This is a genomic window from Pseudomonas sp. St29 (assembly GCF_001547915.1).
In the GTDB taxonomy this organism is placed as follows: Bacteria; Pseudomonadota; Gammaproteobacteria; order Pseudomonadales; family Pseudomonadaceae; genus Aquipseudomonas.
Window position 1 is genome coordinate 3,856,891 of sequence record NZ_AP014628.1, and the last position, 16,446, is coordinate 3,873,336.

Below are 16,446 nucleotides of genomic sequence, written 5' to 3' on the forward strand. Positions count from 1 at the left end.
CTGCAATCACCGCTTGCGCCCCGACTTCCTTCCCCCCAATGGAGCTGTTTGATGAACTTTCGCGCCTCAGGCTTTGCCCCGACCGGCCTTGCGGCCCTGCTCGCCGTCTTCGCTTTGAATTCGGCCCAGGCCGCTGAAGTCCAGGTGGCGGTGGCCGCCAACTTCACCGCGCCCATCCAGGCGATTGCCGCCGACTTCGAGAAGGACACCGGCCACAAGCTGGTGGCCGCCTACGGGGCCACCGGGCAGTTCTATACCCAGATCAAGAATGGCGCGCCCTTCGAAGTCTTTCTCTCCGCCGACGACAGCACCCCGCAGAAGCTCGAAAGCGAAGGCGATACCGTCAAGGGCTCGCGCTTCACCTATGCCATCGGCACCCTGGCCCTGTGGTCGGCCAAGGAAGGCTATGTCGACGGCAAGGGCCAGGTACTCAAGGACAACCAGTACCAGCACTTGTCCATCGCCAATCCCAAGGCCGCGCCATACGGCCTGGCCGCTACCCAGGTCCTGGCCAAGCTGGGCCTGAGCGACAAGGTCAAGAGCAAGCTCGTCGAAGGCCAGAACATCACCCAGGCCTATCAGTTCGTCTCTACCGGCAACGCCGAATTGGGCTTTGTCGCCTTGTCCCAAATCTACAAGGACGGCAAAGTCAGCAGCGGTTCGGCCTGGATAGTGCCCGCCCAGATGCATGACCTGATCAAGCAGGATGCGGTGATCCTCAACAAGGGCAAGGACAATCCGGCCGCCCGGGCGCTGGTCGACTACCTCAAGGGCCCGAAAGCCGCTGCCATCATCCAGTCCTACGGTTATCAACTGTAAATGAGCCTCTCGAGTGCCGATTTTTCCGCCATCTGGCTGACCCTGAAACTGGCGTCCCTGACCACGCTGATCCTGCTGGTCGTCGGCACTCCGATTGCCCTGTGGCTGTCGCGCACCCGTTCCTGGCTGCGCGGGCCGGTCGGTGCCGTGGTGGCCCTGCCCCTGGTGCTGCCACCCACGGTGATAGGTTTCTACCTGCTGCTGGCCCTGGGGCCCCAGGGTTTCCTGGGCCAGCTCACCCAGTCCCTGGGATTGGGCACCCTGACCTTCAGCTTCAGCGGCCTGGTGCTGGGCTCGGTGATCTATTCCATGCCCTTCGTCGTGCAACCGCTGCAGAACGCCTTTTCCGCCATCGGCAGTCGCCCGCTGGAGGTCGCCGCCACCTTGCGCGCCGGCCCCTGGGACAGTTTTTTCACGGTGATCCTGCCCCTGGCGCGGCCGGGCTTCATCACCGCCTCGATCCTCGGCTTTGCCCACACCGTCGGCGAGTTCGGCGTGGTGCTGATGATCGGCGGCAACATTCCCGACAAGACCCGGGTGGTCTCGGTGCAGATCTACGACCACGTCGAAGCCATGGAGTATGCCCAAGCCCACTGGCTGGCCGGCGCCATGCTGGTGTTCTCGTTTCTGGTGCTGCTGGCGCTGTATTCCAGCCGCAAGACCAAAGCCGGCTGGAGCTGAGCCATGAGCCTCCACATCAAGCTGCACTTGGATTACCAGGCATTCGACCTGGACCTGGATCTGCAACTGCCGGGCCGCGGGGTCACCGCGCTCTATGGCCACTCCGGATCCGGCAAGACCACCTGCCTGCGCTGCATCGCCGGCCTGGAAAAGGCCGGGCGCGGTCGCATCCAGATCAACGACGAGGTCTGGCAGGACAGCCGGCAACGGCTGTTCGTGCCACCGCACAAGCGGTCCCTGGGTTATGTGTTTCAGGAGGCCAGTCTGTTTGCCCACCTGTCGGTCCAGGCCAACCTGGAGTTCGGCCTGCGCCGCATCCCCAAGGCGCAGCGCCGGGTGGACATGGCCCAAGCTACCGAACTGCTGGGCATCGGCCACTTGCTGCAGCGCCATCCGCAGCACCTCTCGGGCGGCGAGCGCCAGCGCATCGGCATCGCCCGGGCCTTGCTCACCAGTCCACGCCTGCTGCTGATGGACGAGCCCCTGGCGGCCCTGGACTCCAGACGCAAGGGCGAAATCCTGCCCTACCTGGAGCGCCTGCACGACGAGCTGGATATCCCGGTGCTCTATGTCAGTCATTCCCAGGACGAAGTGGCACGCCTGGCGGACCACATCGTGCTGCTCAGCGATGGCCGCGCCCTGGCCAGCGGCCCCATCGGCCAGACCCTGGCGCGCCTGGATTTGCCCCTGGCCCTGGGTGACGATGCCGGCGTGGTGGTCGAGGGCCGGGTCAGCCACTACGACCCGAACTATCAATTGCTGACCCTGCAACTGCCCGACAGCCCACTGCAGGTACGCGTGGCCCACGGTGCGCTGGCCCAGGGCAAGGCCCTGCGCTTCAAGGTCCAGGCCCGCGACGTCAGCCTGAGCCTGCAGGCCAGCGAACACAGCAGCATCCTCAACCGCCTGCCGGTGACCGTGTGCGAAGAGATCCCGGCGGACAACGTCGCCCACGTCCTGGTGCGCCTGGACGCGGCGGGCACCCCGCTGCTGGCGCGTATCACTCGTTACTCCCGGGACCAGCTCGAGCTGCATCCCGGCCAGCAGCTCTGGGCCCAGATCAAGGCGGTGGCGGTACTGGCCTGAATCCATCTCCGCCCTTGCCAGGGCCCCGGGTCCGGCGTTAGGCTTCGCGCCTTCCTTGCCGTCCCAGGACGATTGCCGACGTGAACAACTAAGCCTTCCAAAATGTATCCGCGACGAGCCCCTCAACCGCGCTCGTTGGTCTGTTGCCACATTTTCCGGAGGTGCTGATGACTCACGTCAAACGGCTGCCTGCGCTGGTTTCACTGAACCGGCTGACTTATCAATTCGCCAATGGCGACACCCTGTTCGATGCCCTGAACCTGACGTTCGATGGCCTGCCCACGGCCATAGTCGGGCGCAATGGCGCGGGCAAATCCCTGCTGCTGCGCCTGATCGCCGGGGAACTGCAACCCTCTGCGGGCAGCATCCAGCGCCCTGCCCGCCTGACCTACGTGCCCCAGGATCCGCGACCGGCGCCGCAGCAGACGGTGGCCCAGGTCGCCGGGCTGGCCGAAGCCCTGCACGCCCTGCAACGCCTGGCGGCCGGCACCGCGGCCGCGGAGGATTGGCAGCAGGTCGATGGCCGCTGGGACCTGGCCGAGCGGCTGCGTCAGGCCCTGGATCAGGCCGGCCTGGCGTGGCTGCAGCCCGAGGACCCGGCGGCCACCCTGAGCGGCGGACAGCTGGCCCGGGTGGCGCTGATCGGCGCCCTGCTCGGCGACGCGCCACTGCTCCTGCTCGATGAGCCGAGCAACCATCTGGACCGGGCCGGCCGGCGCTGGCTGATGGAGCAGTTGCGGCACTGGCGCGGCGGGCTGATCCTGGTCAGCCATGACCGCCAGTTGCTGATGCAGGTGCAGCGCATCGTCGAGCTTGGCCCCCTGGGTGCCCGGGTCTATGGCGGCAATTACGCGCTGTTCCAGGCCCAGCGCCAGGCCCTTGAAGGTGCCACCCAGGCGACACTGGAACAGGCCCGCAGCCAACGCAGCCGCGAACTCAAGCGCCTGCAGCGCGAGCACGATACCATCCAGCGCCACGCCGCGGCGTCGCGCAAGCACGCCAAGACCGCCAATGTCTCCAGCATGGAACGGGCCAGCATGCTCGGCGGCGCCCGGAACATCATGGGCCAGGTGCGGCACCAGCATCAGCAACACAAAAGCGCCCTCGACCAACAGGTTCGCGATGCCTACGCCCGGGTCACCCCGGAGCAACCTACCCTGCTCACCCTGCCCGAGACCCGCATGGCGGCCGGCCAGGCGCTGTTCAATCTGCAGCGGGCGCAACTGCCCTGGCTGGACAGCGAGTCGCCGGCGACCTATCTCACCGGCAACCTCAGCGGCCCGGCGCGCATTGCCCTGGTCGGTCCCAACGGGTGTGGCAAATCCACCCTGCTGAAGATGCTGGCCGGGCATCTGCGGCCGCTCAGTGGTCAATGCCGGGTAACGGTGGCCAGCGCCTATCTGGATCAGCACCTGCTGCAATTGGCCGCCGAGCGCTCGCTGCTGGAGCAGTTGCAAAGCGGCGCCACGGCCCTGGAGGAAAGCACCCTGCGCACCCGGCTGGCGCGCCTGCAACTCGATGCCCGTCGGGTCCAGCAACCCTGCGCCTTGCTCAGCGGCGGCGAACGCCTTAAAGCTGCCCTGGCGCTGGCGTTGTGGGCCGGTAATCCGGCGCAGCTGTTGCTGCTCGACGAGCCCACCAACCACCTGGACCTGGAGTCGGTACAGGCCTTCGAGCAAGCGCTGCGGGACTTTCCCGGCGCGTTGCTGGTGGCCTCCCACGATGAGGCCTTTCTCCAGGCCCTGGCACCGACCCATGAGTGGCAATGGTCTGCCCGCGGCTGGCAGCTGCGCGAGTGCCGGCCATGAAGCAGCACTGCCCGCAAGCGCGGCGCCCTGGCCCGGATGCCGGCCTGCAGACGCTTAGCGCAGCCGGGGGCGGCGCCGAATTGCCCTCGGCACCGTGCGGGGGGTCACTTGAGCTTGACGGCGGTCCCGGTGGCAAACACCACCACCATGCCGCCACGCCCCGAAGGCATGCTGATCTCGAAATCCAGGCCGACCACCGCGTCGGCATTGAGCCCGCGGGCGCGCTCCTTGATTTCACTGGTGGCCTGGATCCGCGCCTCTCTCAGGGCCCGTTCCAGAGTCTGGGAACGGCCACCGAAGAAGTCGCGCATCCCGGCGAACAGGTCGCGGACCACGTTGATGCCCTGAACCGATTCGGCGCTGACGATATCCAGATAACCGGCAATTTCCCGGCCTTCGATATGGGCGGTGGTGGTGACGATCATGTACTTCTCCCTTGAGCGAACAGCCCGTCCCGAGATCTTGGAACGGCAAAGCCGGCGATGGTAGCAGAGCCCGGAGATTCGGCGCCGGCCATGTGCGGTTGAGCACCCGGCACAAAAAGCCCCGCTCTTTGGCGGGGCTTGGGCTTAGGGCTTCAAGGGACGCTCTTCATCCAGCTCGGAGAGGCTCTTGCCGTCGTCCGGGTGTTTCCAGGTCTGCGGTGGCGGTTCCCGGTGTTCGACCGGGTGCTGCTCCGCTTCATCGCTGCGTTCATGCTCGTAAGGGCTTTGCTCTGGTGTTGTCATGCCCACCTCTCTTCCTGAAGGGATTTTTGACTCGCCTGTTCAGATTAGAACAGATCCGGCCACCACCCGGTGTCGTCGACCGGAGCACCGCCGGTCAAGATGAAAATTCCTTCACCCAAGGGGCGATCACGTCTGTGTATAGTCCCTTCGCTCATTCAAGCAACTACGTTCGCCCGCCCTCTCCCGCGGGCTTTTTTTTGCCCGCAAGCCACGCCGGCCAGGGCTCACTGAGGGTCGATCTCCTGGCAGTCGTTGAGCAGTTGCTGCTCCTTGGCGGTGTGATCTGCCTCCAGGAACGACAACATGGCCATCTTGCCTTTGGTGTGCCAGCGAAAGCTGTTCTGTTCGTCGTCCGCCACATACAGCGCACCGGAAGCCGAACGGGCAACGTGCATGGGAATCAATTGGTCCTTGTAGTAGAGCGTGGCGAACGAGGTGCCATTGTCGATGTTCAGGTAGGCCGCATCGATGCGGACATTGCCCTCGCACCGATAGCGCGCCACCTGGCTCTGATAGGTCGGTTCAGGGGTGGGTGACTGAGCCTGGGCAGCCTCGGTCAGAATCGGCAGGGCCGAAGCCAAAGCCGCGGCGCAGAGCATTGCGAGACGAGTTTTCACGGTATTTCCCCCGGACGGTCAAAGATGCCCCATGGGACTGCCGACCGCGATTTTAGTTCATGCCCGAAAGGCCTCACCCTGGGCTGCCGGGCATGCCAGCACCGCCCTTGCTCAGGTGCTGGACGGGCGCACACGGCGGCGGATTTGCACGCCCCGCCCCACCCGACGCACGGCGCCACTGCCAACCGTTTTTTCTCAGACTGCCAGCGGGGACTCGACCCGATCGCGGGGCATCAGGGTCAGGTAGTCTTCGAGAGCATCCGAGGCCAGCGGCTTGATCATGATGCGCACCCGGTGCCGCAGCCGGCCTAGCTCGATCCCGTCACGGGTACGAGCCTCAACGTAGCCGCAGGCTCTCCAGAAGCCCTCGGCCCGGACGTTCTCGACCACCACGCTCAGGCGCAGCCAGCGCGCCCCCAGACCTGCGGCCCAATCTTCCAGCTCGCGATGCAACTGCCGGGCAATGCCCTGGCCCTGCAGCGAGCCGGCCAGCATGAACAGACCAATGTGCCAGACCCCGGGCGCCAGCAGATCGCTGACGATACTGACCATGGCCACCAGGGCTCCTGTGGCGTCGAAGTAACCGATCTTCCACTTGCGAGTGAAGGACCAGCCCTCTGGCAAGCGGTCATCGATTTCATCGCGGGCTTCATCCGGCTGCGGCGCACAGCCGTGAACCCTGTGGAAGTAGTCCGGATTCTCAACGAAGAACGCCTGCAACCGCTCGACATCCAGCAGGGTGATCTCCCTGGCCCACAGTCCAGTGGATGAATGAGGCAAGGGGCCTTGTTGCATGGGATAACGCTCCGAGAGGGCCACAAGACCCGTGCATGAAAAGGCGATCCTAGCGCTCCCTGCACAACCGGCGACATGGTCCATTTGTTGAAAAGATGTATAACGCACGGTGCCTGACCAAGACTCAGGCAGGCCCCTGGATTTATCATGGGCGCCCCGCGCCAGCGGCTCCCCCCACCCAGCAACGGATTGCAAGCATGTCCTCACCTCTGTCTTCGCCCGGCTACCAGCGCCTGCTGGCCCTGCAGCAACGCATCCATGACTTCACCCGGGACCAGGCCAGCGAGCGCGACGACAACCCCGAGGACCTGACGGGGCCGCTGTGGGTCAGCGATTACAACTACCTGGCCCTGGCCCCGATACGTGGTGGCCTGCATCTGGAGTTTCATGGCGACCTGTGGGAGGAGCCCTTTGCCTGGACCCTGGAATGCCTCGCCGACCAGGCAGTGGCCGACACCCTCAGTTCCCTGGCCTTTTCTGGCCCGGACCAAGGGGCAAACGGCACCCGCGAATGGGAGTTCACACCTTTGTTGGACAGCGACGTGAACTTTCCCATTCTCAGGTCGCTGTCGGTTCGCCCCAGCGAGCCCCAGGACCACAATGCCTCGCTGATCCAGAAAGCCGGCACGCTGATGGAGGAAGCAGGAGAGATCGCCCGCTTTGTCGCCAAGGCGCCGCACCTGAGCGAATTGACCCTGCCCAATGCCCCCGACTCGAGCTTCTTCCAGGTCCAGCTGCCGCACCTTGCCCACCTGCGCATTGGCGGCCATTGGGACACCCAGCACTTCATTGCCAACCTGGCCGGCTCGGACAATCTGCCGCGGCTGAGCAACCTGGACTTCACCGAATCCAGCGCGCTGCAGAACAACTGGGCGGATCAGCGCGAAGAACAGTCCGTCACCTCCTTCGCCGACTATGAACAACTATTGGCCAGTGCTGCCTGCGACCCTTTGAGGGCGCTGCGCCTGCGCAACACCTGCCTGAGCCTGGAACAGCTCGAGCGCCTGCAACAGCTGCGCCCTGCATTGCAGTTCATGGTGATCCAAGCCACTGGCGGCGGCTACGTAACGCATTTTGCCCGGCACGTATTTCCCTGGCGGCATCTGGTGCAGCCGGATCCGGGACAACGCTGAAACCGCCCTGCAACGGCAACCGACAAAATTGCGAGCCCTGATCCGAGTGAACAGCCGCCCAGGAGCCGGACCCGCACAGCCGATCGACCGGCTCCTGGGCCCTCGGTTGAGCCATCAGCCCGTGGGCTCGTACTCTGCGCCACCAAGAGCGTGGTAGCCTTCGCGCTGATTCTCAAGCGCCGTGGAAGACCGATCCAATGACCAAGAAACAGCCGGCAGAGAGCAACACCGTGACTGCTGCCGATATCGAACGCTCCATACAGGCCCTCAACAAGATGGCCGAGCGCCTGTGGGGAGATGGCCGGGAAGCGGAAGCCCAGGCCCTGATCAATGCCCTGGACGGATTAAACCGGGCACTGGATCGGATCCGGATTGGAGAGAGCCGCAGGATTGTCACGCTGCATTGAGGCATAACGCGGGCCACCGTCCCGATCAACCGCCGGCCAGGGGCTGTTCACCTCAAGTGGCTGCGCTGTAGCCGCCCCTGCGACATCATCGACTTTTGGCGATGACCTCACTCATGTACTGATTCAAGTCGCGAAAATCCTTAACGCTCCAAGGGTGCGGCGCGATCTTTACGCCGTTCTCTCGCAAGATTCTTGGGATCAAGTCGCCATTGGGACGAAGAATGACCGAAGAGACGATCACGCCCGGATAGTCCTTGAGGCGTTTCTTGAATGCGGCAGTGGTCAGGTCCGGTGTCGGCGGCTTGCTTTTATGCGCCAAGAGCCCCGTGCCCTTGATGTCCGCTCCGTGACACACGGCGCATCGCTGCAGATAGAGGGTCTTTCCATTGGCGTTCTCCGCCACGGACAGCGGGGTTTGAGCAAGCGACCAGAACCCGAGTGCCGCGATACACAGTATTTTTATGTTCATGTCCATATGGCCTTGTTGAAAAACCCTGGGCGGTAGCGAGGGCGAACATGGCGGCGCAGCACACCCATGAAATCAACGCATTGATTTCACCGGGCAACCCCTGCTGCCGCCGATTGAAAGCCGGCCATTCTCTTTCGGCACACCCAGGCTTGCAACGATCTTCCAGGGGAATGCGTGAACGCCCCCGGTTCCAGGCTTGCCACGCAAAGCTCGCCCACAGGCCATTGTCAGCCGGCACGGGTTCATGCCCCCACGCCCTGAGCCGCTCCGGCTCTCGTCAGGCCCTGGCGTGCGCCTCCGCCAGACCCACTTGCGCAGCGCTGCGACCTGCAAGCCAAGCGAGCACCGCAGCGGCGACCAGCACCACCGCGCTGAGCGCGAACGTGGCTTGATAGCCGCGCAGATCAAAGGCCAGCCCACCGATGATCGCCCCGCCGGCGATCGCCAGTTGCACGATGGCCACCAGCAAGCCGCCTCCGGCTTCGGCATCATCGGGCAGGGTTTGCGCCAGCCAGGTCCACCAGCCAACGGGAGCGGCCGTGGCGACCAGCCCCCATGCCCCGAGCAGCGCGGCGGTCAGCAGCGGCGAGCTGCCGAAGTTCACCAGGGCCAGCGCGATGACCGCCATGCCCAGAGGTATGAGCGTCAGCGTGCGGTAAAGAGCATTGCCCATGAAGCGCTCGATCATGCAGGTGCCGATGAAACCGGCCACTCCCAGCCCCAGCAGCATGAAAGACAGGGTGGCAACGCTGACGCCGGTGACGACCTCGAGAAATGGACGCAGGTAGGTGAACAGCATGAACTGCCCCATGAAGAACACGCTGACGGCGGCCATTCCCAGGGCGACCGGCGTCTGCTTCATCAGTCGCAAGGCATTACCGCTCGCGGCCCGGCGCTCGACCTTGAAGGACGGAAGGCTGATCAGCAGCCACACGGCGGCAAGCGTCGCGACAGGCACCACACAGAAGAATGCGCCGCGCCAGCCTATCAGCGAGCCCAGGAAGCTGCCCGCCGGAGCGGCGATCACCGTGGCCAGCGCATTGCCCCCGTTGACCATGGCCAGCGCCCGGGAAACCTGATCAGGCCGCACCAGGCGCATTGCAGTGGCCGCCGACAGTGACCAGAAACCGCCAATGGCGATACCCAGCAAGGCACGCCCGAACATGAACCAGGAGTAGCCCGGTGCGAGCGCGACCAGGGTGCCCGACACCATCATCAGCAGGGTCAGGCACAGCAGCAGCTTCTTGCGCTCGACCCGGGCGGCAATTGCCGCAATCACCAGGCTGGTGACCAATGCAAAGGCCCCGGACACGGAAATGCCCTGCCCGGCCTGGCCTTCGGTGATGTGCAAGTCTGCCGCGATGGGGGTCAGCAAGCTGACGGGCATGAACTCCGAAGCGACCAGGGCGAAGGCGGCCAGGGACATGGCCAGCACGGCGCTCCAGCCGGTTTTTTCTGTACAACCAAAGGTCATTGACTCTACCTGTGCGGATAAAAGCGGGTGGGTGTTGCCTGCAGGAAAACGCTGCATGGGGCGCTCGTTGCAGCTGGCGCCCGCAGCCGCGGTCGATTGCGCCCCAACGGCGGGGTCTTTCACTTCGCCAGCGTCGCGTTGTCGATCACGAAACGGTATTTGACGTCGCCCCGGAGCATCCGCTCGTAGGCCTGATTGATGTGCTGCGCGGCGATCAGCTCGATGTCCGAAACGATGCCGTGCTCGGCGCAGAAGTCGAGCATCTCCTGGGTTTGCGCAATGCCGCCGATCATCGATCCGGCCAGGGTGCGGCGCTTCATGATCAGGTTGAACACGTTGGGCGCCGGGTGCGGCGAGGCCGGCGCTCCCACCAGGGTCATCACGCCATCGCGCTTGAGCAGCACCAGCAGGGCATCCTGGTCGTGGGGCGCAGCAACGGTGTTGATGATCAGGTCGAAGCTTTGCAGGTGCGCGGCCATTTGCCCGGCATCGCTTGAGATCACCACTTCATCGGCACCGAGGCGTCTGGCCGCCTCGCGCTTGGACTCCGACGTGGTGAAAGCCACCACCTGCGCGCCCAGCGCGTGGGCCAGCTTGATGCCCATGTGGCCCAGGCCGCCGATGCCCACCACGCCGACTTTCTTCCCGGGCCCGGCCTTCCAGTGACGCAGCGGCGACCAGGTGGTGATGCCGGCACACAGCAGCGGCGCGACGGCCGCCAACTGCGCCTCGGGGTGGCGAATGCGGAGCACGTAGCGCTGGTGCACGACGATCGCCTGGGAGTAGCCACCGAGTGTCCAGCCCGGCGCATCGGGCGTGGCAAAGTTGTAGGTGCCAATCATCCCGTCGCAGTAGTTCTCCAGGCCCTCGGCGCACTCCTGGCAATGCTTGCAGCTGTCGACAATGCAGCCCACTCCCACCCGGTCACCCGGGGCGAAGCCGGTGACCTTCTGACCTACCGCGGCGACCCGGCCGACGATCTCGTGGCCGGGCACGCAAGGAAAGCGGGTCCCGGCCCATTCGCCGCGCACCTGGTGCAGGTCGGAGTGGCAGATACCGCAATAGGCAATCTCGATCAGCACATCGTCCGGGCCGGGATCGCGACGGGTGATGCGCAGCGGTTCAAGCGGTTTGTCGCCCGCATGGGCGCCATAAGCGAAGACTTGCATGGAAGCTCTCCTTTGACAGTTCGGCACATTTTTCCCGGTCGATCCGTCCCTGCCCTAGTGCATTCCGCTTGAATGCTTGCCTAATCCTATGAGGATGCAGGCAGCTGGATAGGAAACCTCTGATGAGCGGATTAGAGTTCGCTCAACAGGAGCCAGCCGACATGATCCACACCGCCCCGCGCCACGAATCGCCTCTGGCGCTGCACATCGACCCACGCGTGAACGCCCCCGGAGACGTCGCCACTGCCATCCCCAGCCTGTCGCTGTTTCGTCGCGACCAGCCGGCGCCCCCCGCCGTGTGCATGATCGAGCCGAGCCTGGTGCTGGTGGGGCGTGGGGAAAAACGTTTGTGGGTCGGTGGTGCGGGCTACAGCTACGACCCTACGCGGTTTCTGGTCACCTCACTGGACCTGCCGGCCAACTCCGAAGTGCTGCTTGCCAGCCCCCGGCAACCCTGCGTCGGGCTGGTGTTGAAGCTGGATGTCAGCCTGCTCGCCGAGATCATCACCCAGGGCGGTTTGCCGGCAAACCGCCAGCCGGCTGCGGCGGCTGGTGCGGGCATTGGCCAGATGTCGCCGCCCCTGGAGGGTGCCCTCGGTCGTCTGCTGGCCTTGCTCGATGAACCCGAGGCGATCCCGGTGCTGGCGCCGCTGATTCTGCGGGAGATCCACTATCGGCTGCTCAATACCGACCAGGGATCACGGCTGCGGCAGATCACCGCCGTCGATGGCCAGGGCTACCGCATTGCCAAAGCCATCGACTGGCTCAAGGTCAACTACACCGCAGCGCTGCGCATCGATGAACTGGCGGCGCGGGTCCAGATGAGCGCCCCGACCTTTCACCATCATTTCCGTCAGCTCACCGGCATGAGTCCGCTGCGCTACCAGAAGTGGCTGCGGCTGAACGAGGCCCGTCGACTAATGTTGATGGAGCGCCTGGACGTTTCGCGGGCGGCGTTCGCCGTCGGCTATGAAAGTCCCTCGCAGTTCAGCCGCGAATATGGCCGCCTGTTCGGCGCCGCACCCAGTCGTGACATCGGGCTGCTGCGTGGACAGCCCGTTGCCGCACAAGCGCTCGACAACGCGGCACATTGAGCCGAGCGCCGGTTTTACCGCTGACGCGCTTCGCTGCGTGCCAGCCCCTACAACAATGACCTTCAACCGATGATCCAGCGGGTGAGCCATGGAACTGAGAATCAACCAGAAGACCTATCAGGTCGACGCCGACGCCGATACGCCCTTGCTGTGGGTGATCCGCGATGATCTGGGCCTGACCGGCACCAAGTACGGTTGCGGGCTGGCGCAGTGCGGCGCCTGTTCCGTGCTGGTGGACGGCAATGTGGTGCGTTCGTGCGTGACGCCGGTGGCCGGGGTGGTCGGCCGCGAGGTCACCACCATCGAGGCCATCGAAGCCGATGCCGTGGGCAAGCGGGTCGTCGCCACCTGGGTCGACCTGCAGGTCGCCCAGTGTGGCTACTGCCAGTCCGGACAGGTGATGGCGGCCACGGCGCTGCTCAAGCAGAACCCCGAGCCGAGCGACGCGCAGATCCAGGCGGCGATGGTCAATCTGTGCCGCTGCGGAACCTACAACGCCATTCATGCCGCCATGCATGAGCTGGCCGGCAGGAGGACCCCGGCATGAAGCCCGCTATCGATCCTTCCCTCCAGGCAGCGGCGCTGGCCCTGCAGGATCCGGTCAATCTGTCGCGCAGGCGCTTTTTGACCGGCACCGCCGTCGGCGCGCTGGTACTGGGGTTCGGCCTGCCGCTGGGGTCGCCCCGAGTGCAGGCGGCGGCGACTGCCGCGCGCGGCACCCAGGTTCCGGCGTTTCTGGAAATCCGCCCGGACAACCGCGTGCGCCTGCTGTGCCCGTTCATGGAAGGCGGCCAGGGTACCTTCACCGCGATGGCGCAGATCGTCGGTGAAGAATTGGACGCCGATCCGGCGAGCTTCCTGGTGGAGGCGGCGCCACCCGGCGAGGCCTATGTGGTCATGGACAACGGCATGCGCATCACCGGCGGCAGCATGTCGGTGCGCATGAGTTACCCGGTGATGCGCCGCCTCGGTGCCCTGGCCCGCGCCATGCTGCTGCAGGCGGGTGCATTGCAGCTGGGGGTGGCGGTGAGCGAGTTGAGCACCGAGCCTGGCAAGGTGCTGCATGCCGCGTCGGGCCGCTCGCTGACCTACGGTGAACTGGCCGAGCGGGCGATGGACCTGCCGGTTCCCGATCCTGCCTCGGTGCAACTGCGCGACCCGAGCCGGTTCCGCTGGATCGGCAAGCCGGTCAAGCGCGTCGACGCCTATGACAAGTCCACGGGCAAGGCGCTCTACAGCATCGATCTGCAGGTCGACGGCATGCTGCATGCCGCCGTTCAGCATGCCCCCCGCCTGGGCATGACCGTGGGCGGCCTGCGCAACGAAGAGCAGGTCAAGGCGATGAAAGGCGTGCACTCCGTGCATCGTCTGCCGGGCGCCGTGGCGGTGGTCGCCGAGCGCTGGTGGCACGCCAGGCGCGCGGTGGAAGCGATTCAGGTCGACTGGCTGGAGCCATCGGCCGACAGCAAGGTGCGGCCGATGCCCAAGGACTTTTCCAGCGACGGCTGGATCCAGCGCCTTGCCAGTGAAAAGGGCCCGGCCCGGGACGACGAAAACCAGGGCGACGTGGCTTCGATTCTGGCCGCCGCCAAGACCCGGATCGACGCCACCTACCACAACCAATACCTGAACCACGGGCAGCTGGAACCGCCTTCTGCCCTGGCCAGATTCAACCCCGACGGTTCGCTGGAGGTCTGGCTGCCGAACCAGGCGCCGGACATGTTCCTGGCGGACATCGCCAAGCGCACCGGGCTGGATCCGTCGCGCATCACCTTGCATTCGCCATTGCTGGGGGGATTCTTCGGGCGGCATTTCCTCTACGACTCAGCCAGCCCCTACCCCCAGGCGATCGAGCTGTCCAAGGCGGTTGGCCGCCCGGTGAAACTGATCTGGAGTCGGGAGGAAGAGTTCCTGCGTGACGTGCTGCGTCCGGTGGCGGCGGTGAATTTCCGCGCCGCGCTGGATAACGACGGCTGGCCCCTGGCAATCGAAGCCATCAGCGCCACCGAGGGGCCGACCGAGGCCCTCGCCGGCCGCCAAGGTGAAAAGCTCGACCCCACAGCGCTGGAAGGCTTGTCGGGCAAGTCCTACGCGATCCCCCACAAGCGGATAGCGCAGATCTACGTCAAGGGCCCGGCCATGTTGGGTTACTGGCGTTCGGTGGGTAACTCCCTCAACGACTTCTTCTACGAAGCCTTTCTTGACGAGCTGGCCGACAAGGGTGGCAAGGACCCCTTCGAACTGCGCCTGCATTTGCTGCGTGACAACCAGCGCCTGACCACCCTGCTGCAGGCGGTGGGTGAACTGTCGGGGGGCTGGAAGCGCGGGCCCTTTACCGCCGAGGACGGCACCCGGCGGGCGCGGGGCGTGGCCATGGCGTCGCCGTTCGGCACCCAGACCGCGGTGATCGCCGAAGTCTCCATCGAGAACGGGCAGGTCAAGGTGCACGACATCTGGCAGGCGATCGACCCCGGCAGCATCGTCAACCCGGCGATTGTCGAGGCTCAAGTCAACGGCGCCGTGGCGCTGGGGCTGTCGCAGACCCTGGTGGAAGAATCGGTGTGGGTCGATGGCAAGCCTCGGGCTCGCAACTACGACTTGTATCCGATCCTGCCGCCTGCGCGGATGGCTCGGGTGCACGTGCGAGTCGTCGAGAGCGGGGAAAAGATGGGCGGTATCGGCGAACCGCCGTTGCCCGCGGTTGCGCCGGCCGTCGCGAACGCGGTGGCGGCACTGACCGGGCAGCGGGTCCGCAGCCTGCCCATGAGCCGACACACCTTCACCTGATCAGCGCCGGAGCGTCCATGAATAACCGCCGATTCGCAAGAACCGCTGGCTGGCTGACGGTGTCATGCCTGGTCGTGGCCGGCCTGCTGGCCTGGTACGTCACTCGCCAGCCCGCCTCGCCTCTTGCCAGCCACCCGATCACTGCGGCCGAGCTCGACCCGGCGCTGGTCGCCCGCGGCGAATACGTCGCCAGGCTCAGCGATTGCGTGGCTTGCCACAGCGTGCCGGGCGGCGCGCCGTTCGCCGGGGGCCTGGAAATGGCCACGCCGCTGGGCGCGATCCATGCGACCAATATCACGCCGGACACCGAAACCGGCATCGGCCACTACAGCCTGGCGGACTTCGACCGGGCGCTGCGCCATGGCGTGGCACCCGGCGCCCGCCGTTTGTACCCGGCGATGCCCTATCCGTCCTACGCCAAGCTCAGCGACGACGACGTGCGGGCGCTGTACGCGTTCTTCATGAAGGGCGTGGCGCCGGTCAGACAGGCGAACATCCCCAGCGCCATTCCCTGGCCGCTGAACCTGCGCTGGCCGATTGCACTGTGGAACGCGGTGTTCGTCGACGCTGAGCCCTACGTGGCCAAAACGAAGCAGGACAATGTGTGGAACCGCGGCGCTTACCTCGTCCAGGGCCCCGGACATTGCGGCAGTTGTCATACGCCTCGGGGCCTGGCGTTCAATGAAAAGGCGCTGGATGAGTCCGCAGCGCCGTTTCTCGCCGGCGCCTTGCTCGATGGCTGGTATGCGCCAAGCCTGCGTGGCGACCACAACACGGGCCTGGGCCGCTGGAGCGAAGCGCAGATCGTGCAGTTCCTCAAGACCGGCCGCAATGAGCACGCAGTGGTCTATGGCTCGATGACCGAAGCGTTCAACAACTCCACGCAGTTCATGACCGATCAGGACCTGATGGCCATTGCCCGTTACCTCAAGTCGCTGCCCGGGGATCGCCAGCGCGACGGCACGCCCTGGCAGTATCAAGAGCTGTCGACCGCGACGGCGCTGGACGCTCCTGGCGCCCACACCTACCTGACGCACTGCGCCTCGTGCCACGGCCCGGACGGCAAGGGGCAAGCCGAATGGATACCGCCGCTGGCGGGGGCGACCTCTGCCCTGGCCGGGGAAAGCGCCTCGGCGATCAACATCACCCTGAACGCTTCGCAGCGTGTCGTGGCCGCGGGAGTGCCGGACGCCTATCGCATGCCGGCCTTGCGTGAACAGTTGTCGGATCAGCAGATCGCCGAGGTCCTGACCTTCGTGCGCAGCGCCTGGGGCAATCACGGCAGCGCCGTCCAGGCCCAGGCAGTGAGCCAGTTGCGTCGGCACACCGATCCGGCCAGCAGCAGCCCGATCATCCTGCACATGCGCTAGAGGAGAGCC

At 65.4% G+C, this 16,446-nt stretch carries 17 protein-coding genes and 1 pseudogene; 11 read left to right on the plus strand and 7 right to left on the minus strand.

The window, feature by feature from the left end:
• Positions 1-51: 51 nt before the first annotated feature.
• The 5 genes and pseudogenes from modA to PST29_RS32805 all read left to right on the plus strand — a co-directional run bounded on the left by modA (position 52) and on the right by PST29_RS32805 (position 4,394).
• A complete protein-coding gene (gene modA / locus PST29_RS17140; RefSeq protein ID WP_060843810.1) occupies positions 52-819 on the plus strand; it encodes a molybdate ABC transporter substrate-binding protein in 768 nt (255 codons plus the stop codon).
• On the plus strand, positions 820-1,500 hold the full coding sequence (gene modB, locus PST29_RS17145; protein ID WP_060839615.1) for a molybdate ABC transporter permease subunit: 681 nt from the start codon (positions 820-822) through the stop codon (positions 1,498-1,500). It abuts the gene before it with no gap.
• 3 nt (positions 1,501-1,503) lie between these two features.
• Entirely contained in the window at positions 1,504-2,586 is a 1,083-nt protein-coding gene (modC, locus tag PST29_RS17150) for a molybdenum ABC transporter ATP-binding protein (protein WP_060839616.1), read from the plus strand.
• Positions 2,587-2,858: 272 nt separating this feature from the next.
• A pseudogene (locus tag PST29_RS32800) lies at positions 2,859-3,269 on the plus strand (ATP-binding cassette domain-containing protein); the annotation flags it as partial.
• Positions 3,270-3,767: 498 nt separating this feature from the next.
• Positions 3,768-4,394, plus strand: coding sequence for an ATP-binding cassette domain-containing protein (locus tag PST29_RS32805; protein ID WP_442966412.1), 627 nt, complete (start codon positions 3,768-3,770; stop codon positions 4,392-4,394).
• 104 nt (positions 4,395-4,498) lie between these two features.
• Here PST29_RS32805 and PST29_RS17160 read toward each other — a convergent pair whose 3' ends face one another.
• From PST29_RS17160 to PST29_RS17170, 4 genes are all read right to left on the minus strand, one after another.
• The gene (locus PST29_RS17160) at positions 4,499-4,819 is read right to left on the minus strand and encodes a YbjQ family protein (RefSeq protein WP_016967309.1); all 321 of its coding nucleotides are present in this window, start codon (positions 4,817-4,819) and stop codon (positions 4,499-4,501) included.
• 144 nt (positions 4,820-4,963) lie between these two features.
• A complete protein-coding gene (locus PST29_RS32260) occupies positions 4,964-5,122 on the minus strand; it encodes a hypothetical protein (protein WP_173664413.1) in 159 nt (52 codons plus the stop codon).
• 224 nt (positions 5,123-5,346) lie between these two features.
• A complete protein-coding gene (locus PST29_RS17165; protein WP_082729258.1) occupies positions 5,347-5,739 on the minus strand; it encodes an MliC family protein in 393 nt (130 codons plus the stop codon).
• A 195-nt stretch (positions 5,740-5,934) separates the two neighbouring features.
• A complete protein-coding gene (locus PST29_RS17170) occupies positions 5,935-6,534 on the minus strand; it encodes a GNAT family N-acetyltransferase (RefSeq protein ID WP_060843813.1) in 600 nt (199 codons plus the stop codon).
• A gap of 197 nt (positions 6,535-6,731) precedes the next feature.
• Here PST29_RS17170 and PST29_RS17175 point away from each other — a divergent pair, with 197 nt between their 5' ends.
• Positions 6,732-7,667 carry a hypothetical protein gene (locus tag PST29_RS17175; RefSeq protein ID WP_060843814.1) on the plus strand — a complete coding sequence of 312 codons (936 nt, stop codon included), beginning with the start codon at positions 6,732-6,734 and terminating at the stop codon, positions 7,665-7,667.
• Between the two features lie 197 nt (positions 7,668-7,864).
• Positions 7,865-8,074, plus strand: coding sequence for a hypothetical protein (locus PST29_RS17180; RefSeq protein WP_016967305.1), 210 nt, complete (start codon positions 7,865-7,867; stop codon positions 8,072-8,074).
• A gap of 85 nt (positions 8,075-8,159) precedes the next feature.
• On the opposite strand, the gene PST29_RS17185 is transcribed toward PST29_RS17180, so the two are convergent.
• The 3 genes from PST29_RS17185 to PST29_RS17195 all read right to left on the minus strand — a co-directional run bounded on the left by PST29_RS17185 (position 8,160) and on the right by PST29_RS17195 (position 11,186).
• On the minus strand, positions 8,160-8,543 hold the full coding sequence (locus tag PST29_RS17185) for a cytochrome c (RefSeq protein ID WP_060845143.1): 384 nt from the start codon (positions 8,541-8,543) through the stop codon (positions 8,160-8,162).
• 277 nt (positions 8,544-8,820) lie between these two features.
• Entirely contained in the window at positions 8,821-10,017 is a 1,197-nt protein-coding gene (locus PST29_RS17190) for an MFS transporter (RefSeq protein WP_060843815.1), read from the minus strand.
• Between the two features lie 119 nt (positions 10,018-10,136).
• A complete protein-coding gene (locus PST29_RS17195; protein WP_060843816.1) occupies positions 10,137-11,186 on the minus strand; it encodes an NAD(P)-dependent alcohol dehydrogenase in 1,050 nt (349 codons plus the stop codon).
• A 161-nt stretch (positions 11,187-11,347) separates the two neighbouring features.
• Here PST29_RS17195 and PST29_RS17200 point away from each other — a divergent pair, with 161 nt between their 5' ends.
• From PST29_RS17200 to PST29_RS17215, 4 genes are all read left to right on the plus strand, one after another.
• Complete coding sequence (locus PST29_RS17200) at positions 11,348-12,280, plus strand: AraC family transcriptional regulator (protein WP_060843817.1); 933 nt, start codon at positions 11,348-11,350, stop codon at positions 12,278-12,280.
• 88 nt (positions 12,281-12,368) lie between these two features.
• Entirely contained in the window at positions 12,369-12,827 is a 459-nt protein-coding gene (locus tag PST29_RS17205; RefSeq protein ID WP_060843818.1) for a (2Fe-2S)-binding protein, read from the plus strand.
• Complete coding sequence (locus tag PST29_RS17210) at positions 12,824-15,067, plus strand: xanthine dehydrogenase family protein molybdopterin-binding subunit (protein WP_060843819.1); 2,244 nt, start codon at positions 12,824-12,826, stop codon at positions 15,065-15,067. The genes PST29_RS17205 and PST29_RS17210 overlap by 4 nt, the downstream gene beginning before the upstream one ends.
• Before the next feature lie 17 nt (positions 15,068-15,084).
• Positions 15,085-16,437: a c-type cytochrome gene (locus tag PST29_RS17215; protein WP_060843820.1), complete on the plus strand. Its 1,353-nt coding sequence runs from the start codon at positions 15,085-15,087 to the stop codon at positions 16,435-16,437.
• Positions 16,438-16,446 lie beyond the last annotated feature (9 nt).